The organism is Cryobacterium sp. TMT1-62, from assembly GCF_004403145.1.
In the GTDB taxonomy this organism is placed as follows: Bacteria; Actinomycetota; Actinomycetes; order Actinomycetales; family Microbacteriaceae; genus Cryobacterium; species Cryobacterium sandaracinum.
Genome location: NZ_SOGZ01000023.1, coordinates 23,574 through 47,883, shown reverse-complemented (window position 1 = coordinate 47,883; position 24,310 = coordinate 23,574). Strand labels below are relative to the sequence as shown.

Annotated in this window: 19 protein-coding genes; 6 read left to right on the top strand and 13 right to left on the bottom strand. The window is 68.7% G+C overall.

Going from position 1 to position 24,310, the window contains the following annotated elements; translation table 11 throughout:
* Window positions 1-588: 588 nt before the first annotated feature.
* Genes E3T34_RS16915 through E3T34_RS05645 form a run of 3 tightly spaced genes read right to left on the bottom strand, consistent with a single transcriptional unit; the run spans window position 589 to window position 4,977 of the window.
* A complete protein-coding gene (locus tag E3T34_RS16915) occupies window positions 589-2,796 on the bottom strand; it encodes an FAD-dependent monooxygenase (RefSeq protein ID WP_370327276.1) in 2,208 nt (735 codons plus the stop codon).
* A gap of 20 nt (window positions 2,797-2,816) precedes the next feature.
* Window positions 2,817-4,070 carry a type III polyketide synthase gene (locus tag E3T34_RS05650; protein WP_233191158.1) on the bottom strand — a complete coding sequence of 418 codons (1,254 nt, stop codon included), beginning with the start codon at window positions 4,068-4,070 and terminating at the stop codon, window positions 2,817-2,819.
* A gap of 55 nt (window positions 4,071-4,125) precedes the next feature.
* Window positions 4,126-4,977: a phosphatase PAP2 family protein gene (locus E3T34_RS05645; protein WP_134342434.1), complete on the bottom strand. Its 852-nt coding sequence runs from the start codon at window positions 4,975-4,977 to the stop codon at window positions 4,126-4,128.
* Window positions 4,978-5,260: 283 nt separating this feature from the next.
* Between E3T34_RS05645 and E3T34_RS05640 the strand changes: the two genes are divergently transcribed.
* The gene (locus tag E3T34_RS05640) at window positions 5,261-6,199 is read left to right on the top strand and encodes a phosphodiesterase (RefSeq protein WP_174720204.1); all 939 of its coding nucleotides are present in this window, start codon (window positions 5,261-5,263) and stop codon (window positions 6,197-6,199) included.
* Here the strand turns inward: E3T34_RS05640 and E3T34_RS05635 are convergent.
* From E3T34_RS05635 to E3T34_RS05610, 6 genes are all read right to left on the bottom strand, one after another.
* Window positions 6,129-7,859, bottom strand: coding sequence for a stealth family protein (locus E3T34_RS05635; protein WP_104099552.1), 1,731 nt, complete (start codon window positions 7,857-7,859; stop codon window positions 6,129-6,131). The two genes, E3T34_RS05640 and E3T34_RS05635, sit on opposite strands and share 71 nt — an antisense overlap.
* Before the next feature lie 149 nt (window positions 7,860-8,008).
* Entirely contained in the window at window positions 8,009-8,212 is a 204-nt protein-coding gene (locus E3T34_RS16420) for a DUF1761 domain-containing protein (RefSeq protein ID WP_134342433.1), read from the bottom strand.
* A gap of 143 nt (window positions 8,213-8,355) precedes the next feature.
* On the bottom strand, window positions 8,356-8,730 hold the full coding sequence (locus E3T34_RS05625; protein WP_104099553.1) for a DUF488 domain-containing protein: 375 nt from the start codon (window positions 8,728-8,730) through the stop codon (window positions 8,356-8,358).
* Window positions 8,731-8,782: 52 nt separating this feature from the next.
* Window positions 8,783-10,786, bottom strand: coding sequence for a thioredoxin domain-containing protein (locus E3T34_RS05620; protein WP_134342432.1), 2,004 nt, complete (start codon window positions 10,784-10,786; stop codon window positions 8,783-8,785).
* An 81-nt stretch (window positions 10,787-10,867) separates the two neighbouring features.
* The gene (gene pnuC, locus E3T34_RS05615) at window positions 10,868-11,551 is read right to left on the bottom strand and encodes a nicotinamide riboside transporter PnuC (protein WP_134342431.1); all 684 of its coding nucleotides are present in this window, start codon (window positions 11,549-11,551) and stop codon (window positions 10,868-10,870) included.
* A gap of 136 nt (window positions 11,552-11,687) precedes the next feature.
* Entirely contained in the window at window positions 11,688-12,443 is a 756-nt protein-coding gene (locus tag E3T34_RS05610; RefSeq protein ID WP_134342430.1) for a metalloregulator ArsR/SmtB family transcription factor, read from the bottom strand.
* A gap of 120 nt (window positions 12,444-12,563) precedes the next feature.
* Between E3T34_RS05610 and hrpA the strand changes: the two genes are divergently transcribed.
* The 4 genes from hrpA to E3T34_RS05590 all read left to right on the top strand — a co-directional run bounded on the left by hrpA (window position 12,564) and on the right by E3T34_RS05590 (window position 19,100).
* Window positions 12,564-16,460 carry an ATP-dependent RNA helicase HrpA gene (gene hrpA / locus E3T34_RS05605; RefSeq protein ID WP_134342429.1) on the top strand — a complete coding sequence of 1,299 codons (3,897 nt, stop codon included), beginning with the start codon at window positions 12,564-12,566 and terminating at the stop codon, window positions 16,458-16,460.
* A gap of 224 nt (window positions 16,461-16,684) precedes the next feature.
* Window positions 16,685-17,254: a hypothetical protein gene (locus E3T34_RS05600; protein ID WP_134342428.1), complete on the top strand. Its 570-nt coding sequence runs from the start codon at window positions 16,685-16,687 to the stop codon at window positions 17,252-17,254.
* Between the two features lie 77 nt (window positions 17,255-17,331).
* On the top strand, window positions 17,332-17,991 hold the full coding sequence (locus tag E3T34_RS05595; RefSeq protein WP_134342427.1) for an HNH endonuclease signature motif containing protein: 660 nt from the start codon (window positions 17,332-17,334) through the stop codon (window positions 17,989-17,991).
* Window positions 17,992-18,089: 98 nt separating this feature from the next.
* On the top strand, window positions 18,090-19,100 hold the full coding sequence (locus E3T34_RS05590; RefSeq protein ID WP_134342426.1) for an aldo/keto reductase family protein: 1,011 nt from the start codon (window positions 18,090-18,092) through the stop codon (window positions 19,098-19,100).
* Window positions 19,101-19,239: 139 nt separating this feature from the next.
* Here the strand turns inward: E3T34_RS05590 and E3T34_RS05585 are convergent, their stop codons facing one another.
* The 4 genes from E3T34_RS05585 to E3T34_RS05570 form a co-directional block, all read right to left on the bottom strand.
* Window positions 19,240-20,040 (bottom strand): amino acid ABC transporter ATP-binding protein, encoded by an 801-nt coding sequence (locus tag E3T34_RS05585; RefSeq protein WP_369827922.1) that lies wholly within the window; start codon window positions 20,038-20,040, stop codon window positions 19,240-19,242.
* Entirely contained in the window at window positions 20,037-21,071 is a 1,035-nt protein-coding gene (locus tag E3T34_RS05580; RefSeq protein ID WP_104099561.1) for an amino acid ABC transporter permease, read from the bottom strand. Before E3T34_RS05580 ends, E3T34_RS05585 begins: the two co-directional genes overlap by 4 nt.
* A gap of 3 nt (window positions 21,072-21,074) precedes the next feature.
* Window positions 21,075-21,974, bottom strand: coding sequence for an ABC transporter substrate-binding protein (locus E3T34_RS05575; protein ID WP_134342425.1), 900 nt, complete (start codon window positions 21,972-21,974; stop codon window positions 21,075-21,077).
* A 195-nt stretch (window positions 21,975-22,169) separates the two neighbouring features.
* On the bottom strand, window positions 22,170-23,033 hold the full coding sequence (locus tag E3T34_RS05570) for a sulfurtransferase (protein WP_134342424.1): 864 nt from the start codon (window positions 23,031-23,033) through the stop codon (window positions 22,170-22,172).
* Window positions 23,034-23,070: 37 nt separating this feature from the next.
* Between E3T34_RS05570 and E3T34_RS05565 the strand changes: the two genes are divergently transcribed.
* Window positions 23,071-24,279, top strand: coding sequence for an MFS transporter (locus tag E3T34_RS05565; RefSeq protein WP_134342423.1), 1,209 nt, complete (start codon window positions 23,071-23,073; stop codon window positions 24,277-24,279).
* Window positions 24,280-24,310: the final 31 nt, after the last annotated feature.

Genomic DNA, 24,310 nt, shown 5'->3' with positions numbered 1-24,310 from the left:
GCCGCGGCCCGGTCCGGCCCGTCGGCCGGCCCGGCTCGCCGCGGCCCGTCGGCCGACCCATCTCACCGTGCACACCCAGCTGCGCCTTCCATTCCGTGGCTAATTCAGGAGATTCCACGAGCAGCGGTCCCAGCCCCGCGAAGTTTCGCATGATTCTGCGGGCCGACCGCACCGTGCGCTCGTTTCTCCTGAGTTAGCCCCAACGACCTGCCCGACCGGGCCAGCCCTGCCCAGCCCGCACCACCCGGCCGGCCCGGGTCATCCATCGCCCCGGCGCATAACTCCTGCCAATTCCGGTGAGTGCCCGGAACCGCCCAGGCGTCCCGGGCATCCGTGCCGCAGCTCCGCCGAATTGGAGGAGTTGTGCGCACGGACCGACCTGCACCCCGAATCGGGCAGCAGCAGCAGCCGCCGCGCACACGTCGTGGCCAACTCAGGAGATTCCGGCGAGCGGCGGCCGAGCCCCCGCAAATTTCCGCATGTTTGCGCTGAGTTCTGCGATTCGGCCACACCATCCGCACGTTTCTCCTGAGTTAGCCCCAGCGCACCGGGCCGATCGAGTCGAGCGGGCGCACCGGCGGCGGCGAGCTACAGCCAGCGCATGGTGAAGGCGCGGGCGAGCACGGCGCTGGCGGGCGGCGCCGCGAGGGCGCGCACGAGGCCGTTCCGCGCGCGCAGGCGAAGCCCCTGCACGGGTCCGCCCATCGCCATGTTGAAGTCGGCCTGCCGGGCGGCCATCCGAGCGCTGCGCCGGCGGCGGCGGTCGTAATCCCCGAGCACGCCTGAAGCGGCCTCCGGATCCCGCAGCGCCCGCTCCAGCGCCGGGGCCAGTTGCAGCGCGTCGAGCCACCCGAGGTTCATGCCCTGCCCGCCGATCGGGCTGATCTGGTGCGCCGCGTCGCCGATGAGCACGACCCGTCCCGCTACAAGTCTCGTGGCGAGGCGCTGCTGCACCGAGAAGGCGCTGGCCTCCGCGGTCGTCGGAGGCAGCTGCGTGCCGGTGCGGGCACGGATGAGCGCAGCCAGGTCGTCGGACGTCGCATCGGCCTGCAGGGTCGGGGTCATGGCCACCCAGCGGCGTCGGCCTCCCGGCAACGGGAACGACTCGACCACACCACCCCGCTCGAAGAAGAGCACGGCCTCCCCGAGATGCTCCCCCGTGTCGGGGTAGTCGCTCATCAGATACGTCTCGCCGCCGGTGCGCGCGGTGCAGCGGATGCCGAGTAGGTCGCGCACGAGACTGCGGGCGCCGTCGGCGGCGACCACGTAGCGAGCCTCGAGAGTTTCGCCGGCAGACACGCCCCCCTCGCCCGTCCCGCCCGTCCCGATCCCCTCGACCGTCCCGTGCGTCCCGCCTGGCTTCGCCGTCTCGACTGTCTTAGCCGTCTCGACCGCGACCCGACCACCGCGCTCGGACACCCCGGTCACCGTTACGCCGCCGCGCAGCCGGCCGGGCGCGAGTTCGGCGAAGCGCGCGCGCAGCACGGCCTCGGTCTCGAACTGCGGCAGAGAGATCACGCTCTGCATCCGGTCGACGGTTTCGGTGAACGCCAGTCGGCCCAGCGTGCGCCCGTCCGAGCGCACCACACCGCCGCGGATGCGCACCGCCCGGGCGAGCACCTCTTCTGCCACGCCCAGTTGCTCCAGAGCCCGCAACGACGGCGGGTGGATGCCGATGGCCCGGGATCGCAGCGACGGCTTGGCTCGCTGCTCGACCACCTCCACGTCGACACCGCGCACCGCCAGCAGTCCAGCGAGCAGGATGCCCACCGGTCCCCCGCCGACCACGATCACGTCCCGAACCCGTGCCCCGCTGTCGTTCGCCTGCCCCCGCTCGTGCACGTGCACGCGTTCAGGTTCCCTTTCCGGTCGAGAGTGCCCGTTGCGCCGGTCACTTTTGACCGGAAAGGACACGCTCGCCGGCACCGTCTCAGCAAGAACCGACCCAGCCGACGCCGTGCCAGCAAGAACCGACACAGCCGACGCCGACACAGCCGGCGCGAGCCCGGCAGACGCCGGTCCGGTCGGCACCACCCGGCGCAGCACGAGGCGCGACGGATGTTCCCGCGTCACCTGCCACCCGGGCGGCACCACCTCGCGCAGCTCGGCCGCCGTAAAACTGCGGCGAATGGAGGTGAGCCCGTCGTCGCGGATGAACGACCGGCGAAAGAGCGGCCAGGTGCCGAGCCCGAAGCCGAGGTACGCGAACCGGCTGCGTTCGATGTCGGCGTGCAGCACCCGGTGCGCGGCGAGCCGTTCCGAGTCGGCGAGCAGTCCGCCGAGCTGTTCGCCGGTGAGGTGGTGCAGCACATGGTTGGAGACGACGACGTCGAACCGGCGCCTTTCTGCGACGAGATCGGAACTGAGCGCCCGCCGAAACGTCAGTCCGGGCAGTGGGGGCAGACTCATCGCGTAGGCGTGCGCGCGGGCATCCGGGTCAACGGCCGTGATGCGCAGGCGCAGGCCGTCCCGGGCGGCCCAGCGGGCCAGCGCCCGCGCCACGTCGCCGCCGCCGCAGCCGACGTCGAGCAGGGTGCTCTCCCGAGTGCTCGACAGCGATGGCCGGATATCGCGGCGGTACATCCCGCGCCACCCCGACACCACGCCGTTCACAAACCGGAAGTTCGCGTAGGTGCTGGCGAGTTTGACGGGGTCGCAGTCGGGGTCGTCCATGAGCTCGACGGCGTCACTCGCGCGCCGGCGCAGCGACGGAACGCGCAGCGACGGAACGCCCAGCGACGAGACGCCCAGGAAGGGACGACTCCGCGACGATCGGCGCGCCGAAGGGAAATGCATCGACGGGATGCCCACTTCCGCTACCCGGCGGTGACGGTCATCAGCCCGGATTCGACCGTGAGCCCCGGGCCGAACGCCATCGCGCAGACCCGCTCGCCGTCATCCGTGGCCGGGGAGTCGAGGATGGCCTTGAGCACGAACAGGATCGTCGCGCTGCTCATGTTGCCGTAGGTGCGGAGAGTCTCCCGCGAGGGCACGAGCTGCGCCTCGCTCAGCCCGAGCTTCGCCTCGGTCTTGTCCAGGATGCTGCGCCCGCCCGGATGGATCGCCCAGTGCGCGATCGCGGTGGCCGGTGTGGTGACCGGCGCGACGTCAACCGGTGCGACCAGGGTTGCGACCGACCCGGCCGAGACACCCTCCGGCACCCCGGCAGGCAGGAGCGACGGCACCCTGGAAGGCACAAGCGCCGGCGCCAACACTGCGCTGAGCGCGACGTCCCGCGCGAAGAGGGGTGCCAGCGCCCCCTCGATGTGCTGGTCGATGATGTGCGGCACGTAGGTGCTGAGGATCATCTCGAACCCTTCGTCGCCGATCTTCCAGGCCATGTCCCCCTCGCCGATAGGCGTGATCACGGTCTCGAACAGGTCGAGGTTGAGGGCGTTCTCGCCCGCCGCGGGGGCGCGGGAGCTGACGATCCCAGCCGCAGCTCCATCCGAGAACAGCGAGGAGGCGACGATCGTGTCCGGGTCGTCCGAGGTGCGCAGGTGCAGCGAACACAGCTCGGCGCTGACGACGAGCACGACGGCGTTCGGGTCGGCGTCGACGAACTGCTTCGCCGTGCGCAGGGCGGGCATCGACGCGTAGCAGCCCATGAAGCCGAGGTGGTAGCGCTGGGTCGCGGGGTTCAGGCCCAGCTCGCGCACGAGCATGTAGTCGGGTCCCGGAGCGTAGAACCCGGTGCACGACACGGTAACCACATGCGTGATGTCCGAGGCCTCGATGCCGGGGCACGCCTCGAGGGCCCGTCGCCCGGCCTCGACGAACAGCTTCGTCGCCTCCACGATGTAGAGCTCGTTGCGCACCCGGGTGCTCGGCTTGAGCAGCTCCTGCGTGGCGGCGTCGAAGAACTGGGGATCGGACGACGCCTTGTCGAGAGTGAGCTCGTCAATGACGGTGTGCCGGGTGTCGATCCCGGACAGGTTGAACGACGCGGTCACCAGGCGCTGGGCCAGGCGGCTGAGTCCCGGCTGGGCGGCGAAGATGTCGCGCACCTGATCCTGAATCAGTACTGTCGGGGGGACCACGGTCTGGAGCGCTCTAAGAGTGACGGGCATAGCCCAAGTGTTACACGTGGGCACGGCCCGGCACACCCCCGTAAATGCCGTCAGATCAGGGCAGTGGGGCGAACAAACGGATGCCCGTGAACCCGATCCCGAGCCCCGCGGCAACGATCGCGGTGACGCCGCCGATGTACGCGATGAGGGTTCCCGGGGTATCGCCGAACGCACGGAAGTACGTGACCAGAAACGCGGCGACCGCGACCGCGGCGAACGGGATCAGGATGCGCAGCTGCAGGCGGTCGACTCTGGGCGGGCGGGCGTTCGTCCCGCCGCGCGGTGCACCGCCCATCGACCACGGGCCGCGGGTCAGCACCAGGCCGGCCACGCAACCCCAGACCGCCACGACGAGCAGAGCCGCGATGACATCGCTGGGCCGATGCCAGCCGTTCGCCAGCGTGGCGACCCCGGCCAGGATGGCGAAGCCGGAACCGCCGAGGGCGGCGAGGCCGCGCGTGCGGGGACTCGCGACCAGGAAAACGGCGAGAGCGGATGCCGCCGCCACCGTTGTATGTCCCGAGGGGAACGAGTTGCCGTCGTAGCCCTCCACTCCGAGGTCCGGCCGGGTCAGGAGCATGATCTTCAGCAGCTGAGTGCTCAACACGGCGGCCAGCGCTACCCCGCAGGCCACGATCAGGGTCCTGCCGTTGCGCCGAACGACGGTCACGACCCCGGTGAGCAGCAGTCCGGCGATGACGGAGACCAGCGGAACGGCATCCAGCAGCTCCTGCGCGAGCGGGGTGACGCTGCGGCGTCCGAACTCCGCGCCGTCGAAGGCGAGCTGGTCCATGGTCTGGCCGGAGAGGGTGCGCACGAAGTAGAGGTAGAGCCCGGCGAACAGGATGATTGCGACGAACGCCCCCACCAGGTAGCGAACGGGGCTGATCGACGAAGAGGTGCGCACGCTCTAGCTTCGCACGCGGCGGCGCGGTTGACTCCGTTCGGACCTCGGGCCTGACCCATCCCTCGGTGAGCCACCTCGGCCGAGCAGCCGTTGCAGGCGCAAGAGGGTACGAAGGAGACCACGTCCTGATCTCGCGGTGACGACGGGCCCGGAGGCGAAACACCCGGGTTCTTCACCGTGTTCGCCTGGCATTCACCTAAGGTTCAGCTCATGCTGCTCAAATAATCAGAGTAGAGTCAGCCAACTCTTCGAAGAGCTCTTAGCCCCAACGAATGGATGCTCCGTGAACATTCGAACGGCCGAATACCCCAAGCCGGATCATTTTCTACTCCACCTCAGCGACACCCACCTGCTTGCGAACGGCGGGCGCCTGTACGACCAGGTCGACAGCACCGCCCATCTCGCGCAGCTGTTCGCGGAGGTCGAAGCCTCCTCCGGCCGACCCGACGCCATCATCATCACGGGTGACCTGGCCGACAAGGGCGAACCGGATGCCTACCGGGCCGCTCAACTAATCGTCGAGCCGGCCGCGGCGCGGCTCGGTGCCCGCGTCTTCTGGGTGATGGGCAACCACGACGATCGGGCGGCGTTCCGCAGCACGCTGCTGAACGAGCCGGCGACCACCGAGCCGATCGACCACGTCGACTACATCGGCGGCCTGCGCCTGATCACGCTCGACACCTCCGTTCCCGGCCACCACCACGGCGCCGTGACCGACGACCAATTGCGCTGGCTGGCCGGCCAGCTGAGCGTTCCGGCGCCGGACGGCACCATTCTGGCCATGCACCACCCGCCCGTGCCGAGCGTGCTCGACCTGGCCGTGTCGGTCGAGTTGCGCGGCCAGGCCCGTCTTGCACAGGTGTTGCGCGGCTCGGATGTGCGCAGCATCCTCGCCGGGCACCTGCACTACTCCTCGACCGCGACGTTCGCGGGCATTCCGGTGTCGGTGGCGTCGGCCACCTGCTACACCCAGGACCTGAATGTTCCGGTCGGCGGCACGCGGGGCCGCGACGGGGCACGCACCTTCAACCTCGTGCATGTGTTCGCTGACACGATACTGCACTCGGTCGTTCCGCTGGGTGACTACCCGGCGCTGGACTACGTCGACGCGACGGAAAGTGCGCGACGGCTCGCCGGCGACAACATCCGGATCATGCCCGCGGGTACTCTGCCAACGTTCCGCGAACCCCCGATGACCACACCGATCCCGGTTCTGCACTAGACGGCGGCGTGTGCCCGGCCTGGCCGGGAACGAGCTGGTTCTCGCGTTCCCACGGGGCGACGATCGGGAAGTAACGTTCGAGGAAGTCGGTCACGGCCGCGCGGCGAACCTCGTCGGAGATCTCCGGGTTGCTTCCGTCGTTCAGGCAGAACATGTCCTGGTCGCGGCGCTTGCGCAGGGCGTTCATCTGACGCAGTGCCAGCTTCAGCGTGGTTTCGATGTACAGTGAGCGCGCCTGGGTCTGCTCGACCGCCCGCCCGGTCATCAGCGCGTAGTAGTGGTACAGCGAGTTCGTGACCGAGATATCGGTCGCTGAGCGGAACTGGCTGGCCGCAGTGCGGGCGAAATCGCCGGGGAACTCCGCTTCGAGTTCCTGCATCACACTCCTGCGGAGCGGCGCCGCCGTGTGCTCGAGGTGCCGCGTGGTGACCTTGCCGAACCGATCGCGCAGCAGGGCGCGGTTGACCCGGGCGCCGTTCTCGAACCCGCTGCGGCTGGTGTTGTTCTCGCCGAGGCCGATCCGGGTGGATGCCTCGATGAACTTGGTCACGCCGCCCGGAGAGAAGAACAGCTCCGGTCCGACAGGGCGGCCGAAGAACATGTCGTCGTTGGAATAGAGGAAATGCTCGGCCAGTCCGGGGATGCGGTGCAGCTGACTCTCCACGGCGTGCGAGTTGTGCGTGGGCAGAACACTCAGGTCGGGGAAGAAATCCTCGCTGCGCATGATGGTGACGCGCGGGTGCTCGGCCAGCCACACAGGGGCCGGCGAATCCGTGGCGATGAAGATGCGGCGCACCCAGGGCGCGAACATGTAGACGCTGCGGAGGGCGTACTTGAGCTCGTCGATCTGGCGGAAACGGGCATCCGAATCGTCGCCGTCTCCGACGACATAGGCCTGCATGCGCTTGGCCCGTTCACGCTGGAAATCACTGGACGAGCCGTCGACCCAGGAGAAGACCATGTCGATGTCGAAACTGACGTCGCTGGCCAGGTCGTCGAACATGTGTTGCAGGGTGCGCCAGGTGCGCCCGAAGAGGTCGATCGTGGTCTCGCGGGCCTCCGAACGCGGCAGACGTGCCCGCATCAGCGAGTTCTCGACGGGCGCGACGATCTCATCGTCGCCGAAGTGCCAGAGCTCGAACTGGAAGGCCGTTTCGGCGCCGTAGCGCAGGCGGCCGATCGGCTCGATGCGCGGTCGGTAGACCCGGAAGACGGATGACTTGCGCAGCGTCGTCAGGGCGCCGTCCGCCAGGAGCAGGGCCGGGGTCAGATTCCCGTCGAGGGGCTTGGCGTAGAAGGGCTCGTTCGCGAAAGCCTCCGCAAGGATGCGGGTGAGGTTCTTGCGGCGTTTGCGGTCGACCGCGATCACCGGGCGGTCCCCGTCGCCGCGCACGAGCAGGAAGTCGATGCCGGCCCGTTCGAGCGCGTCGCGGACCGCGAGGAGGTCCTTGACCATCGACTCGTGGGGGGTGAAGTGACCGTTGATCAAGTTGATCTCGCCCTTGCGCACGACCACGTCATCACGGTCGAAACGGCGGGTGCGCGGGTCGGGTGAGAGCAGCACGAGCTCGGGTTCCTGGCTCAGCGTCAGCACGGGCAGGTTGTCTGCCGGTTCGTTCGAGGAGCGACGCTCGGTTTCCGGGCGATCGAACGTGGCCATGGTCCTCCTCGAGAAGAATTGGGAACACTCATTCACGAGGCAACCACACGCAGTGCCGGGGAGAGTGCGTCCGTTGATGCCGGACAGCAACGACCGGTTCAGAGACCGGAGCGAAGCAGCCGGCGGAACGCGGTGGCGCCGTTGTTATTCTACGTCTTCTGCGTCCCCCGCTCGCCGCGGTGACGGGACCGCCCGGTGATCGCGGTCGAACCCGTGCGCAGGCTTTCCTCGTCGTGGCCGACGGCTGTCATCCAGGAGGTACCGAACGCCAGCTGCGAGTACCCGATCGCGCCGACGACCATGCTGGACGCGGTGGCCAGGAGTACGGCCCCGATGGTGATTTCGGGAACCATCGCCGGAGTCCGTTCGGTCGTCGGCGCAGACCGATGAGGTCGGCTGGCGTGAGGTTGCCGGCTTGAGGTTACCGGCTTGTAGTTACTTCGGAGGCCCGACGGCCGGCGCGATTTCCGCTCAGGTATCGGGTCAGGCGAACGGGTCAGGCCCTGTCAATCACATACTCGGCCAGGATCCTGGCGTGGTTCACCATCGGGTCCCGAGCGCCGTAGACCAGCGTGGTTGTCGTCTGCTTCTCCTCGTCGCGGGCGATGAGCGTGCGGAGTTCCTGCACGGCCGCCGTCGTCTCGGGTGCGGTGTCGAGTTCGGCCCGGTAGCGCACCGCGAACTCATCCAGAAGTGCCCGGTCGTGGTTCCACCACCGGCGCAGCTCCGGGCTGGGCGCGATCTGCTTCAGCCAGGCGTCGAGCCGGGCTTCCTCCTTCGAGACTCCGCGCGGCCACAGCCGGTCGACCAGCACCCGGGTCCCGTCGCTCGCGGAAAGTTCGTCGTAGACCCGCTTGATCTGTATGCCCATCTGTCCATTCTGTTCCCGGCGCGGCCACCGGGCCGACCAGCCTCCGTCCGGGTCAGGCCATCGGCAGGTCGGCGGGATCGGTGACGGGCAGGCGGCAGACGAAGTCACGGCAGAGGTAGGCCGTCGGCAGACCCTGGTGTGCGACCCGGCCGCGGAACAGTTCGAAGCCGGCGTCGGCGAAGGCCTGCGCCTGAACCTCGGTGACGGATGCGACGAGCCCGCTCCCGCGTCGGCGCACCGCGTCGAGCAGTGCGGCGGGTTGCTCGGGGGCGGCCGCGTCCGGCCCTGCCCCCGGCCCGACCACGTCCGCCCCGACCACCACGAGTTGTTCCACGGGGCCGGTCAGAATGCCGGACAGTCGCAGGGCCGCCCCGAAGGCGAGCGGGCGTTCGAGTGCGCGCTCGGCGAGGGCCGCCATCGCGGCAACGGCGGCCGCGCGATAGCGGTCGTCGGCGGTCAGCAGGTAGAGCAGGTTCGCCGCCTCTGCGGTCGCCGTGATCCCGGACGGGTAGGCCCCCTCCGACGGGTCGACGTCCAGGGCGAGTCCCTGCGCGGCAAGCACCGGGTCGGGCCCGTCGGGAGCGCGAAACGGCATCCCGCCGGCGACAGTGCCGGCCGTGCCGGCGGCGTCGGTGGGGGCATTGGTACCGGGAGTGCCGGAGCCGGGGATGTCGGTGGCGGACGGTACCGTTTTGGCATCCGTTCCCCCCAGCGTGCCGTCGATGAGCCGGCGCGCGGCCGTGGCATAGCGCACCTCGCCCGTGGCCAGAGCAAGCTCGAGGAGACCCTGTGCACACATCCCGAAGTCCTCCAGGGTGGCCTGAGCGGCAGACGTGCGCCCCGCGATGGAGGCCCGCACGAGGCTGCCGTCCCGGCGCAGGTGACGCGTGAGCAGGTGGTCGGCGGCCCTCGCGGCCGCCGTCGTGAGGTCGGGATCGGCGAGGGCGAACCCGGCGCGGGCCAGGGCTCTGATGGCAAGGCCGTTCCAGCCGGTGAGCACCTTTTCATCGAGCGCGGGCGGCTCCTCCTGCCGCCGGGCGTCCTCGTCCAGGGTGTAGTACAAGCCCTCGACGCGGCGACCGGCAACGGTGCTCTCGGAGTCCTGGGCGCTGGCGAACCCGCCGCCGGGCAGGCGCAGCACGGTCGTGAGGAACCCGGCGACACCCTCCGCGACCGTCTGCGCCCATTTCTCGCCGGTGAGCTGCCAGGCCTGGGTGTAGAGGTCGAGCAGCTGCGCGTTGTCGTAGAGCATCCGCTCGTAGTGCGGGTCGCTCCAGTCCCGGTTCACGGCGTAGCGGAAGAAACCGCCCTCCACCGGGTCGCGCAGGGGCGAGGCACCCATGCGCTTCAGGGTGCGCAGGGCGAGGGCCTGCGCTTCCGGGACCTGTCCCACGACACCCGGCCGGCCGAGCAGAAACCCCAGCACCGGCGCTATGGGAAACTTGGGCGCGCCGCCGAATCCGCCGAAGCGGGGGTCTTCCAGGCCCACGAGTTCGGCCTGGACCCGGTCGAGCGCGGCGGGGCCGGGCAGCGCTCCGCCGGCACCCTGTCGTGCGGCGGCGGCCGCGAGCGTCTCGGCGACGAGGGACGCGCTCGCGGTGACCTCGGCGCGGCGGTTCGTCCAGGCATCCGTCACCGCTTCAAGCACCTGCCGGAACGACGGATGCCCCGGCAACGGCAGCGGCGGAAAGTAGGTGCCGGCGTAGAAAGCCTGCCCGTCGGGGGTGACGAAGACGTTGAGCGGCCAGCCGAGCCCGCCCACGAAGGCGCTGGCCGCGGCGAGGTAGCTGGCGTCGACCTCGGGATGCTCCTCCCGGTCGACCTTGATGCTCACGAAGTGCCGGTTCAGGTAATCGGCGAGCTCCGGGTCGCTAAAGCTCTCCCGGGCCATGACGTGGCACCAGTGGCAGGTCGAGTAGCCGATCGAGACGAGCACGGGCAGATCCCGCAGCCGAGCCTCCACGAAAGCCTCCGAACCCCAGCCGAACCAGGCAACGGGATTGTCGGCGTGCGAGCGCAGATAGGGGCTGATTGCGTCGGCGAGGTGATTGGACATGCCTCCATTGTGCCGCTGTCCCCGGCCCGACGCTCCCTGCGTATTTCCTCAACGAACCTGAGCGGAGCAGGTCAGGGCCGGTCAGAGCCGGGCGGCCACCAGGTCGACCGCGAGGGCCCTGCGGGCGCGGCGCTGCACGCTCATCCAGACGAAGAAGCCGGCGAGGGTGAACGCGCCGTAGAAGATGTAGAGGATGGCCGAGGCGTAGTAGCCGGCGCTGAGCAGCAACGGCACCCCGACGATGTCGACCGCCACCCAGATCAGCCAGAACTCGGTCCAGCCCTTCGCCATGCCGTACGTGGCCAGCAACGAGCCGGTGAAGATCCAGGCATCGGCCCAGACGGGCTCGAACGAGCCGAGCGCACGGAAGACCGGCGTGAGCACCAGAGTGCCCGCGACGAGCCCGAATCCGAGCAGGATGCGCGCGCGAGCACCGGCCCAGTGCGGGGCCACGGCAGCCTGCGCGCTCCCCCGACGATGGGTGGACCACTGGACCCAGCCGAAGATCGACACGACGATGAACATGATCTGCCGTCCGGCCTGGCCGAGCAGATTGACCGGGTTGGGCGTGCCGAACACGGCGCCGAGGAACACCGTGAACAGCAGCACGTTGCCCGCGATTCCGATCGGCCAGGCCCACACCTTACGGCGCATCCCGCCGACGGCGCTCAGGATGCCGAAGGCGTTGCCGATGATCTCGCGCCAAAGAATGGTCTGGGTTCCGATCTGCAGCTGTGCGTCGAAAAGCCACTCGATCGGGTTCATCCGTCATCTTCCTCGCCGGGCGGTTCCCGCCCTCCCCAACCTAACCCTCCTCCCGGGCTGTTATTCCCGGTGGCGGCAGGGCGGAACGAGACCGCGCGAGGCGGAGCGCGTCAGTTCACGTCGTCGGGCTGCGCGCTCACCCGGCCGGCGGGCTCGGCTCGGCCCACTCGCTTCCGAGGTGCAAATGGCACAGCTCGGGACCCACGAACGGGCGCAGCCCGACCTGGTCCGGGTCGTGGCCGAGCTCGCGGGCGACCCCGCGCACGAGGCCCAGGTGCACCGAGCAGATGACGTCGGGGGCGTCCCGCGCATCGGCGCGAAACGGGCAGGCCAGCAGGGTGATCAGCGGGGCGGCAACGTCGGCGACACCGTCGGAGGCACCGTCGTCCGCCGCGGACTCGGCTTCCGAAGCCGGAGCCGGCTCCACCGCCGAAACCAGCTCCGGATCGAAGCCGAGCCGGTCGAGGATACTCAGCAGCGGCGCGATGCCCTCCGCGGCGCTCCCCCGCAGCTCGTCGGCGTAGCTCTCGGCCCAGGTCTCACCGGCGCGGATTGCCCGGGCCCGCCCGCTGTCGGCGTCCTCGGCGAGCGCGGTGGCCAGCACCCGGCTCAGATCGTGCTGGGCGCCGCCTTCCCGGGCGGCGGGTCCAGCGGTGAAGAGGATTCGCGGGCGGCCACGCGTCCCCGCGCGCCCGACGGCGCGCCGGATCAGGTCGGCGTTCTCGAGCTGATCGAGATGGAACCGGGCGGTCGTCACGTGCAGTCCGATGCGCGCCGCGACCGCGGCGGCGTCGAGCGGGGTGGCCGATCCCATCAGGAGGTCGAGCACCTGGCGGCGCGCGTCGGAGGCAAGGGCGGCGTGCCGGTCCCCCGTCCCTTCGTCGTTGATCATTCTTTGATGCTAACATCGTGCGGTTAAAAACGCGCCGATACAGCCACAGCCGTCGGGCCGATCACAGGCGAACCCGGGCAGCATCCGTCGTTCACCGCGAGGTCATACGATGGAAGGCTCATGATCCCCGTCGAAGTCACCTTCCCACCCGAGCTCCCGGTCAGCCAGCGCCGGGAGGATATCGCGCGCGCCATCCGTGACAACCAGGTGGTCATCGTCGCCGGCGCGACGGGTTCCGGCAAGACCACCCAACTGCCGAAGATCTGCCTCGAGCTGGGCCGGGAGAACATCGGCCACACGCAACCCCGCCGTCTCGCCGCGCGCACGATCGCTGAACGCATCGCCGAGGAACTCGGACAGGAAGTCGGCCAGACGGTCGGCTACCAGGTGCGGTTCACCGACCAGGTCGGCCCGGACACCCGCATCAAGCTGATGACCGACGGCATCCTGCTCAACGAGATGCACCGCGACCGTCTGCTGCGCAAGTACGACACGATCATCATCGACGAGGCGCACGAGCGCAGCCTCAACATCGACTTCCTGCTCGGCTACCTGCGTCAGCTGCTGCCGCAGCGCCCCGACCTCAAGCTCATCATCACCTCCGCGACGATCGACCCGCAGAGCTTCGCCGAGCATTTCGCCACGCCCGACGGCACGCCGGCCCCGATCATCGAGGTCTCCGGGCGCACCTACCCGGTGGAGATCCGCTACCGGCCGCTGGTCGTCGAGGCGATGGACGGCGACGACGACGACACGACGGATGCCGCGCCCACGGTGGACAGGGACTACATCGAGGGAATCTCCGCCGCGCTCGATGAGCTCGAACGGGAGTCCAACGGCGATGTTCTGGTCTTCCTCAGCGGTGAGACCGAGATTCGGGACGCCGCGGACGCCCTGCAGGGCAAGTACGCCTCCTCGGGGCGCACCAGCCCCACCGAGATCCTGCCGCTGTACGGGCGGCTCTCCTCCGCCGACCAGCACAAGGTGTTCCAGCCGTCTAAGGTCGCCGGCGTGCGACGCCGCATCGTGCTGGCGACGAACGTGGCGGAGACCAGCCTGACCGTGCCGGGCATCCGCTACGTCATCGACGCCGGGACCGCCCGGATCAGCCGGTACAGCGTGCGCTCGAAGGTGCAGCGGCTGCCGATCGAGGCCATCTCGCAGGCCTCCGCGAACCAGCGCTCGGGCCGAAGCGGCCGCACCAGCGACGGTATCGCCATCCGCCTCTATTCGGAGGAGGACTTCACCCGCCGGCCTGAGTACACCGAGCCGGAGGTGCTGCGCACGAACCTGGCCGCGGTCATCCTGCAGATGATCTCGCTGGGCCTCGGCGACATCGCCGCGTTCCCGTTCCTCACCCCGCCCGACTCGCGCGGCATCAAGGACGGCCTCGACCTGCTCGCCGAGCTCGGCGCGGTGGCTGCGCTCACCGCCGGCCACAAATCCGGCATCTCCAAGCCCGGCATCTCCACACTGACCCGCATCGGCCAGCAGCTCGCAAAGCTGCCCATCGATCCTCGGTTCGGACGAATGGTGATCGAGTCGAAGACGCAGGCGGTGAGCCGCGAGGTGATGGTGATCGTCTCCGGGCTCACCATCCAGGACCCGCGCGAACGGCCCCTCGAGCGCCGCGCGCAGGCCGACCAGCAGCACGCCCGGTTCACCGACCCGACGAGCGACTTCCTGAGCCTGCTGAACCTCTGGAACTACCTCGAGACGCAGCAGAAGGAGCTCGGTTCCAGCGCCTTCCGACGCCTCTGCAAGAACGAGTTCCTCAACTATCTGCGCGTGCGCGAATGGCAGGACGTGTACAAGCAGTTGCGCCAGATGGCCAAGCCGCTCGGTCTCCACATCGGGGATCCCAGCGTGAATCCCGATGGGATCCACCGTTCGCTCCTCGCCGGTCTGCTTTCCCACATCGGTCTCAAGGACACCGCCAAGAAGGACTACATCGGCGCGCGCCAGCAGCGTTTCGTGATCTTCCCGGGCTCGGCGCTCGCGAAGAAGCAACCGAGCGCCGTGATGAGCGCGGAACTGATCGAGACCAGCCGCCTGTTCGCCCGGATGAACGCGGTCGTCGACCCCGCGTGGGCCGAGCCGCTCGCCGGCGACCTCTGCAAGCGCAGCTACTCCGAGCCGCACTGGGAGAAGAAGCAGGGCGCGGTCGTCGCCTACGAGCGGGTCACCCTGTACGGGGTGCCGATCGTGCCGCGCCGCCGGATCCAGTTTTCCCGGGTCGACCCGGCCTACGCTCGCGACCTATTCATCCGGCACGCGCTCGTCGAGGGTGAATGGGACCTTGACCGAATCGACCAGCGCGTCACGGCCTTCGACCGGGCGAACACGAGCCTGCGCAAGGAACTCGCCGAACTCGAGGAGCGCACGCGGCGCCGTGACATCCTGTTCGACGACGAGGCCGTGTTCGAGTTCTACCAGAAACGCATTCCCGCCGACGTATGCTCATCGCGCACGTTCGAAACCTGGTGGCGCCAGGCGCGCACCCAGACGCCCGATCTGCTCACGATGACCGCCGAGGCACTGGTGCCCGAGGACGCGCCGGAGATCGACGAGGCCGTGTTCCCGCCGATCTGGCGCCAGGGCGACCAGAAGTTCGCGCTCAGCTACCGGTTCGAGCCCGGCGCGGACGACGACGGCGTGACCGTGCAGATCCCGCTGGCCCTGCTCGCGAGGCTCTCTCCCACCGGCTTCGACTGGCAGGTACCGGGCCTCCGCGCCGACCTGGTGACCGCACTGATCAAGTCGCTGCCCAAGAGCATCCGTCGCAACGTGGTGCCGGCGGGGGACTGGGCCAAGCGACTGCTGAACGAGTTGCCGCCGGCGCCGGGCGAGGTCTCGGTCGGGGTGTCGGGCCTGGGCGAAGCCACCCGCGGCTCCATGTTCGACCGCGACGATGTCCCCTTCACCGAGACGCTCGCCGCCCTGATCCAGAAGCTCACCTACGTGTCCGTGAAGGCGAACGACTTCGAGCTGGTCCGGGTTCCGGCCCACCTTCGCATGACGTTCCGTGTCGTGGACGAACGCGGTCGCCCGAGCGCCTCCGGCAAGGACCTCCTGGAACTGCAGCGCCGGCTCGGCACCCAGGCCCGCGAGAGCGTGGCCGCGGCATCCGCTGCCACCCCCACCAATGCGATCGAGCGCACCGGACTCACCACCTGGGATTTCCCGGAGCTGCCCCGGTTCCTCGACACCAGGCAGGGTGACAACACCATCCGCGGCTACCCGACCCTCGTCGACGAGGGTGCGTCGGTGGCGATCCGCATGATGAGCACGGAGGCCGAGCAGGCCCGCACCCTGCCCGATGGCGTGCGTCGCCTGCTGCTGCTCGCCACGCCCTCCCCGGTGGCCTACGTGCAGCAGCACCTCACCGGGGCAGAGAAGCTCAGCCTGGCCACCAGCCCGTATCGCACCACCCAGGCGCTGTTCGACGACTGCCTCGCGGCGAGCGTCGACGACGTGCTTTTCCGGGTGAAGCCCGGCGGCCAGGTGTTCATGCACGCCGAGTTCGACACCATCCGGGACCGGGTGTCCGGCGTCGTGATGGATTCCATGTTCGATACGGTGGGCCTCGTCGCCCGCATCCTCGCCGCCGCGCGCGTCGCCGACAAGGCGCTCAAGGCGTCCACCAGCATGGCCCTGCTCCCGGCTTTGACGGATGCCCGCGCGCAGCTGACCGGGCTCGTCTACCCCGGTTTCGTGAGCGCCACGGGACTCGTGCAGCTGCGGCACTTGCCGCGATACCTCGGCGGCATCACCGCGCGCATCGTGAAGCTCAGCGACAATCCGAGCCGCGACCGGGTCTGGATGAATGAGAGCCAGGCAGCCACGGGCCGGTTCGAGGATGCCGGCGGCACGATCCCCCTGCAGGCGAACGCGGCCGCCAACCTGGTGCGTGCGCGCTGGCTGATCGAGGAACTTCGGATCAGCCTCTTCGCCCAGGAACTGAAGGCCGCGGAGCCCGTTTCCCTCCAGCGGATCCACAAGGCCCTGACCGGCTGAGGTCTCCGTCGTTCTCGGTATCCGGCACCGCTGCGCTGGATCATCGGTAGCCCACCTGCTTGAAGTCAGCGTTGAGGTGGTCCTCCAAACGATCCCTCATCGATACGGGTCCGGGCTGGGCTCCTGGCGGGGCTCCCTTGGAAGGCGTATATAACTACGATAAATCCTTAGTTTTTTCCAGGCTTACATGGTTTATTTGTTCACAATGAGATAAACTCGGGTTGGTGATCAACCTCCTGGAACAGCCCGAAGCGAATGCCGCGCACGGCCTGTCCGCGGCGGCTCGGGCGGTCGCGGGGCTGCATGCTCTCGCGGCGGGGCTCGGGGAATCCCTGCGGTGCTTGGCGGTGCGCGGTCTCGACGACGACGGCCTCCTGCAGGTGACCACGGCGGTCGAGGTCCTCGGCCGGCGGGTCGACGCGCTGCGGGTGGCGGCCGCGGCGGAGGTCGCCGACCGGTCCCGGCCCGAGCTCGGCACCGGGCAGCTCTCGGCGAAGCGGGGCTGCCGCACCGCCGGAGAACTACTCGAGCGCCTGACGCTCGTCTCCGGGCCGACCGCGGGGCGACAGATGCGGTTGGGCACGCAGCTGCGCACCGGCCGCTCCTTGGGGTGGCGAACCACTGCCGCCCACCTTCCCCGCCACGGCCATCGGCCTGGCCGCCGGGGCGATCGGCGTCGACACGGCCGACGCGATCCTCACCGCGTTGACGCCGACGCTGCGGTACACCGACCTGGACTCGGTGCAGGCAGCCGAGAGCGAGCTGGTCGCCTCGGCCACCGGCACCATTTCTGAGACCCCGGTTCCGGCGTCGGTGCCGGCGTCGGTGCCGGCGTCGCTGCCGGCGTCGCTGCCGGCGTCGCTGCCGGCGGATGAGATCCGGTTGCAGGGTGCGGTCTGGAGGGCCGTGCTCGCGCCCGACGGGTCCCGACCAGCGGCGCCACGACGTGCTCGCCGTGATCCTCGACGTCGTCTCCCGGGCCGGGGAGGCCCCGACCATCGGCGGCGCCCCGGCTACGGTTCTGGTCAGTGTGCGGGAACAGGACCTGAACGCGGACTTCGGTCAGGGCCGCGGCGTCGGCTGGATCGACGGCGTCGAAACCCCGATCTCGATCAGCGCCGTCACGGACCTGATCAGCAACGGCGGTCAGCAGAAAGTCGTCATCACCGACGAGGGACGCATCATCGCCCTCGGCTCACCCGAACGGTGCTTCACCGCCGCGCAACGCCGGGCGATTCAGCTCCGCGACGGCACCTGCGTCATCCCAGGCTGCAAAATCCCGGCCGGGATGACCGAGATCCACCACGTGATCCCGCACTCCGAGGGCGGACCGACGCACACCGACAACGGCGTCTGTTTGTGCTGGTGGCATCACCGCTACCTCGCCGCCTCCGGCTGGGCAATCCGGATGGTCCGCGGCGCCGTGCAGATCATGGCACCACCCTGGCTGGAGACCGGGGCCCGCAAATGGCGGAACGAGACCAAGTCCTGCCCCCGAATGACGGACGCGGCCGAACGGGAAAACGGATAGGGGGTCCCTGGCCCCTGGTCTCGACATGCTCGACAGGCTCGACATGCGTTCGCTTTTTCACCCAGCGACAGTGGGACCGCTCCGCTTAGGCTGTAGGCATGGAATTCCGCTATCTCGGTTCATCAGGCCTGAAAATCTCCGAAATCACCTACGGCAACTGGCTCACCCACGGTTCGCAGGTCGAGAACGACATCGCCACGCAGTGCGTGCATGCCGCGCTCGACGTGGGGATCACCAGCTTCGACACCGCCGACGTCTACGCCAACACGAAGGCGGAGTCCGTTCTCGGCGACGCCCTCAAGGGCCACCGCCGCGAAAGCCTCGAGATCTTCACCAAGGTCTATTGGCCGACCGGCCCGCGCGGCCACAACGACGTCGGGCTGTCCCGCAAGCACATCATGGAGTCGATCAACGGTTCTCTGACCCGACTGCAGACCGATTACGTCGACCTTTACCAGGCCCACCGCTTCGACACCGAGACCCCACTGGAGGAGACGATGCAGGCCTTCGCCGACATCGTTCGGCAGGGCAAGGCGCTCTACATCGGCGTCAGCGAGTGGACCGCCGCGCAGCTGCGAGCCGGCCACGCCCTCTCCCAGGAGTTGGGCTTCAGCCTGATCTCGAGCCAGCCGCAGTACTCGATGCTGTGGCGCGTCATCGAAGACGAGGTCGTGCCGACTTCGCGCGAGCTCGGCGTCGGCCAGATCGTCTGGTCCCCCGTGGCCCAGGGTGTGCTCACCGGCAAGTACAAGGCAGGCCAGGCCCCGCCGACCGGCTCGCGCGCCACCGACCTCAAGGGCGGCGCCGACATGATCAGCCGCTTCATGAACGACGACGTGCTCACCCGGGTGCAGAAGCTTGAGCCGATCGCCGCCGACCTCAACCTGTCGATGGCGCAACTGGCCGTGGCCTGGGTGTTGCAGAACGACAACGTCTCAGCAGCCCTCGTCGGAGCTTCCCGCCCCGAGCAGGTGCGCGAGAACGTCGAGGCCGCGGGAGTGAAGATCCCGGCCGAGAGCATGAGGCAGATCGACGAGGTACTCGGCGACGTCGTGGAGCACGATTCCGCGATGACCGCGGCTACCGCACCGCAGAGCCGCCCGGCGTAGGGCAGGCTCGGCGTCACACTGCTCGGCCCGAACGAGAGTCGCCGTTTGTGCCGAGAGTCGCCGCAACGGCGGGGACTCTCGGCACAAACGGCGACGGTCGCTGCGGTTTTCCTAGAGCAGCATTTCTAGAGCACCATTTCTAGAGCACCTTCGACAGGAACGCCTGCGTGCGGCGGTGCTGCGGGTTCGTCAGGATCTCGTCCGGGTCGCCCGCTTCGACGACCACACCGCCGTCCATGAAGACGAGCGAGTCGGCGACCTCCTTGGCGAAGCCCATCTCGTGGGTGACCACGATCATGGTCATGCCCGATTTGGCCAGACCCTTCATCACGTCGAGCACCTCGCCGACGAGCTCAGGGTCAAGCGCACTGGTCGGCTCGTCGAAGAGCATGAGCTTGGGTTCCATCGCGAGTGCGCGGGCGATCGCCACCCGCTGCTGCTGCCCACCCGACAGGTGCGCCGGGTAGTAGTCGGCGCGTTCGGCCAGACCCACCCTGGCCAGCAGATCGAGAGCGCTCCGCTCCACCTGGGCCTTCGGCAGCCCCTTCACCCGGATCGGCGCCTCCATCACGTTCTCTAGCGCCGTCATGTGCGGAAACAGGTTAAACCGCTGGAACACCATGCCGATGTCCCGTCGCTGACGGGACGCTTCCTTGGGTGCCATCTCGTAGAGCTTGCCGTTGGTCTCCCGGTAGCCGATCAGCTCGCCGTCGACGCTGAGCCGACCGGCGGAAAGCACCTCGAGGTGGTTGATGCAGCGCAGGAACGTGGACTTACCCGACCCACTGGGCCCGACCAGGCACATCACCTCGCCACGCTTCACCTCGAGGGAGATGCTCTTGAGCACCTCGTTCGAGCCGAAGCTCTTCGATACCTGCTCGGCCAGAACCATGGGAGGAATCGTGACGGATGCCCCGGCCTGCGTGTTCACGTCGGTCATTTCACGCCTCCGGGGTTGGCTGGTGGATCGTTCTCGCGCGGCGGTGCGATCACCGACGGCTGCCCGGAACCGATGACGGGGACGACCCCGGTGAGGGTTCCCGTTCCGGTGCCGACGGCATCCTTGCGATCCGGCTGCCGGTCGCCCACGCCGCGGGCGAACCGCTTTTCGAGGAAGTACTGGCCGACCATCAGGATGGACGTGAAGAACAGGTACCAGATCGAGGCCACGATCAAAAGCGGGATCGGGTTGAACGTCTCCGCGGAAATATCCCGCGACCGGGTGAACAGCTCGAAGCTGAACGGCACGGCGGTGACGAGCGACGTGGTCTTCAGCATCGAAATGACCTCGTTGCCCGTCGGCGGGATGATCACGCGCATCGATTGCGGCAGGATCACCCGCGTCATGGTCTGCGACCAGCTCATTCCGAGCGCCGTCGCAGCCTCCTCCTGGCCGCTGTCCACGGCCAGGAGGCCGGCGCGCACGATTTCAGCCATGTAGGCCGCTTCGTTCAGGGCCAACCCGATGATGGCGATGGTGAACGTGCTCAGTGCCGCGTTGGTCGAGAAGGACACCCACGGGTCCATGAACGGGATGCCGATGTCGATGCTCGAGTAGATCAGCGAGATCAGACCCCAGATCGTCAGCTGCACGTAGACCGGGGTGCCACGGAAGATCCACAGGTAGAACCAGGCCAGGCTCTTCACCACGGGGTTGGGCGAGAGCCGCATGACGGCCAGGATCACCCCGAGGACGATCGCGATGACCATGGAGTACACGGTCAGCTGCAGGGTCACGACGGCCGCCTGCGAGATGCGGCGGTCGAAGAGGTACTTGCCGACGGCGGGCCAGTCGTAGGCCGGCCGGAGCGCGGCGTCGACGACGATGGAGACGAAGACCACCACGAGCAGAATGGCGAACACCATCCTCCACGGATGCCGCAGCTTGATGGCCTTGATCGGCACCGATGGGGCCGGTTCCCCGGGCGGGCGGGTTGCCCCGCCCGCCTTCGGTGGAGTTGTGATGCTCATACGTTATCCGTTCGACGCGGCGTTGATCGTGATCGTCTCGATCGCACCATCCGCGACACCCCACTCGTCGAGGATGTCACCGTAGGTGCCGTCGTCGACCATGGACTGCAGCGCAGCCTGCACGGCCTTGGTCAGCTCGGAGTCCTTGGCGACCACGATGCCATACGGCGCCACATCGAAGGTCTCTCCGGCCGGCTGCAGCTTGCCCTCGGTCTGGGCGATCGCGTAGAGAGTGACGGGCGAGTCGGCGCTGAGCGCGTCGGCCTGGCCCAGCACGACCGCGTTGGTGGCCTGGTCCTGGGTGTCGTACTTCAGCTTGTCGATCGCCGGCTTGCCGGCCGCGACGCAGGCGTCACTCTTGGCCGGCACTTCGTCGGTGTCCTCATACGTGGTGGCCTGCACGGCGACCTTCAGCCCGCAGGCGTTGTCCGGATCGACGTCGTTGCCGACGGCCGAGGCCCACTGGATGCCGGCGACGAAATAGTTGACGAAGTCGACCTGCTTCTCCCGCTCGACGTTGTCGGTGAAGGAGGACACGCCGATATCGGCCTTGCCGCCGGTCACGCTCGGAATGATGTTGTCGAATTTCGCGACCTGGAATTCCGGCTCCAAGCCGAGCTTGGCTGCGACGGCCTCAGCGATCTCGATGCCCCAGCCGATCGGCTCACCGGCTTCGTTCTTGAACTCGTTGGGAGCGTAGGTCGGGTCGGTCCCGATGACGAGCGTGCCGGAGTCGGCGACCTCGGCGGGAAGCATCGCGGCGGCGGCGTCGTCCACGGCGATCTCACTGGCGGAGGAGTCGGCCATCGCTCCGCCCGTGGTGTCCGTGGAGTTGTCCACGCAGCCGGTGAGCAGGAGTGCCGTGACGGCGGCGAGAGCCGGGAGCAGGTATTGAGCGCGCATTGCGTAACCTTTTTCGTGGTTGTCGGATGTGTCTGGTTCGTCTTTGAGGTCCGTTAACGGAATTCGACAAAAGCGAGCATATAACAGCACGCTCACGCGGATTCCGTGCGCAGATAACGTTTTGGGCCAGCCCTACTGAGCGTGGACGGGCTTCCCCGTGTCTCAGTATGACCGGAAGCGTGTTTCGCGCGGATTTCATGCCCGCGGGTCGCCCGTCGCGACCGGGCGGCCCGGCAGGTTGGACCACTGCGACCACGAGCCGGGGTAGAGCGCCGGTGAGAACCCGGCGATGGCCAGAGCGGCCGCCTCGTGCGCGGCGGTGACGCCGGAGCCGCAGTAGACGCCCACCGTGCCGCCCGCCGTGACTCCGAGCGCCTCGAACCGGGCGCGCAGTTCGGCGTCCGGGAGGAAGCGCCCGTCGAGGGTGAGGTTGTCGGCCGTGGGCGCGCTGATCGCGCCGGGGATGTGGCCGGCACGAGGATCGATCGGCTCCGTGTCACCACGGTAGCGCTCCGCAGCGCGGGCGTCGAGGAGCGCGCCGGTCTGCGCGAGCGCGGCGGCGTCATCCGTGTCGAGCACAGGCAGCACCCCGTCGGAGAGGGTGATCGTGCCCGGACGGACCGTTTCCGCGCTCAGCTCTGTCGTGGCCAGCTCGCCGACCGCGAGCGGCAGGCCGGCGGCGCGCCAGGCGGCGAGCGCCCCGTCGAGAAGCAGCACGTCGCGCACCCCGGCGTGACGCAGCAGCCACCAGGCACGGGCTGCCGACACCCCGCCCAGGTCGTCGTAGACCACGGCCGTGTCGCCGTCACGAAGCCCCCAGCGGCGCGCGGCTGCCTGCAGCGTCGCACGGGTGGGCAACGGATGCCGCCCGTCGGCCGGTTCGCCGGGCCGGGCCAACTCGGTCTCCAGGTCGACGTACACGGCGCCGGGGATGTGGCCGGCCCGGTATTCGTCCGGCCCGGGCGGGCCACCCAGCTTCCAGCGCACGTCCAGCACCCGAACGTCGCTTCGGGACTCAAGCATGGCTGCCAATTCGTCGGCCGTGATCAGTATTCGCACGCGCTCACGCTACCTCGGCGGACGTAGACTTGAGTAAGTGAGCAGCTATTGGACCCTTTTGAAGACTCCGGGCGTTGCTCGCGTCATCGCCGCACAACTGACAGCTCGGTTCCCCTTTGGGATGCTGTCGCTCGCGTTCCTGATCCACATCGAGCAGGTCTTCGACTCCTATGGCGCCGCCGGCCTCGTGCTGGGCGCCATGAGCATCGGCCAGGCCGTCGCCGGGCCGCTCACCAGCCGACTGATGGGCCGCTGGGGCATGCGTCCGGTGATCACGGCCACCCTCGTCGTCTGCGCGACCTCCATCGTGACAATGGCTCTGGTCAGCATGCCCATTTATGTTCTGATGGCCGTGGGGCTCATAGCCGGGTTGTCCACACCGCCGATTCAGCCGGCCGTGCGCACCATCTACCCGAAGATCGTCAACTCCCGCCAGCTCACGCCGCTGTTCTCGCTCGACGCGTCGGCCCAGGAGATCATCTGGGTGCTGGGCCCGGTGATTGCCACGTTCGTGGCCATCCAGGTCAGCCCGGTCGCCGGCATCCTGCTCGCCGCCCTCTTCCTCATCGGCGGCGGCGTCTGGTTTCTGGTGCTGCCCGAGGTCGGCCGGGTGCGCATCCCACGTAGCCGCCGCAAACTCGGCGTCGTTCTCAAACGCCCGGCGGTCATGCTCAGCACCATCGTCGGTTTCATGCTGGTCGCCGCCTGCGCCTCGGTCGAGGCGGGTGTGGTGGCCGCATTCGGGCACGGCAGCGCGGACTCGGGCTGGGTGCTCGGCATCTTCGCTCTCGGCTCGCTGATCGGCGGGCTCGCCCTCGGCCACGCCCCGATCGGCCCTTGGGCGTTGGCCGCACGGATGCTCATCGTCACCGTCGGCCTCGGGCTCGCCACCCTCGGGCTCAGCTTCTGGTGGCTGGCCGCCACCCTGCTGCTGGCGGGAATCGGAATCGCGCCGGCCTTTGCCGTTCTGTTCGGCATCGTGTCCGCGAGCGTCAAGTTCAGTGACACCGCGGAGGCCTACGGCTGGGTGGGCACCGGCCAGCTGATGGGCGCCGCCCTGGGTTCCGCCATCGCCGGTTTCATGATCGACCAGAGCGGCGCCACGGCGGCCATCCTGGTCGCGGCCGGCTTCGCGGGGCTCGGCACGATCATCCCCGCGCTCGGCCGGCGCTGGCACCCCGACCTGCGCGGCCGCGATGCGAGCCCGCTCCCCGACACCGCACCGATCCAGGTGCAGGTCTCCTAGCCGCCTCCGCTCATCGCGCGGTGAACCGACA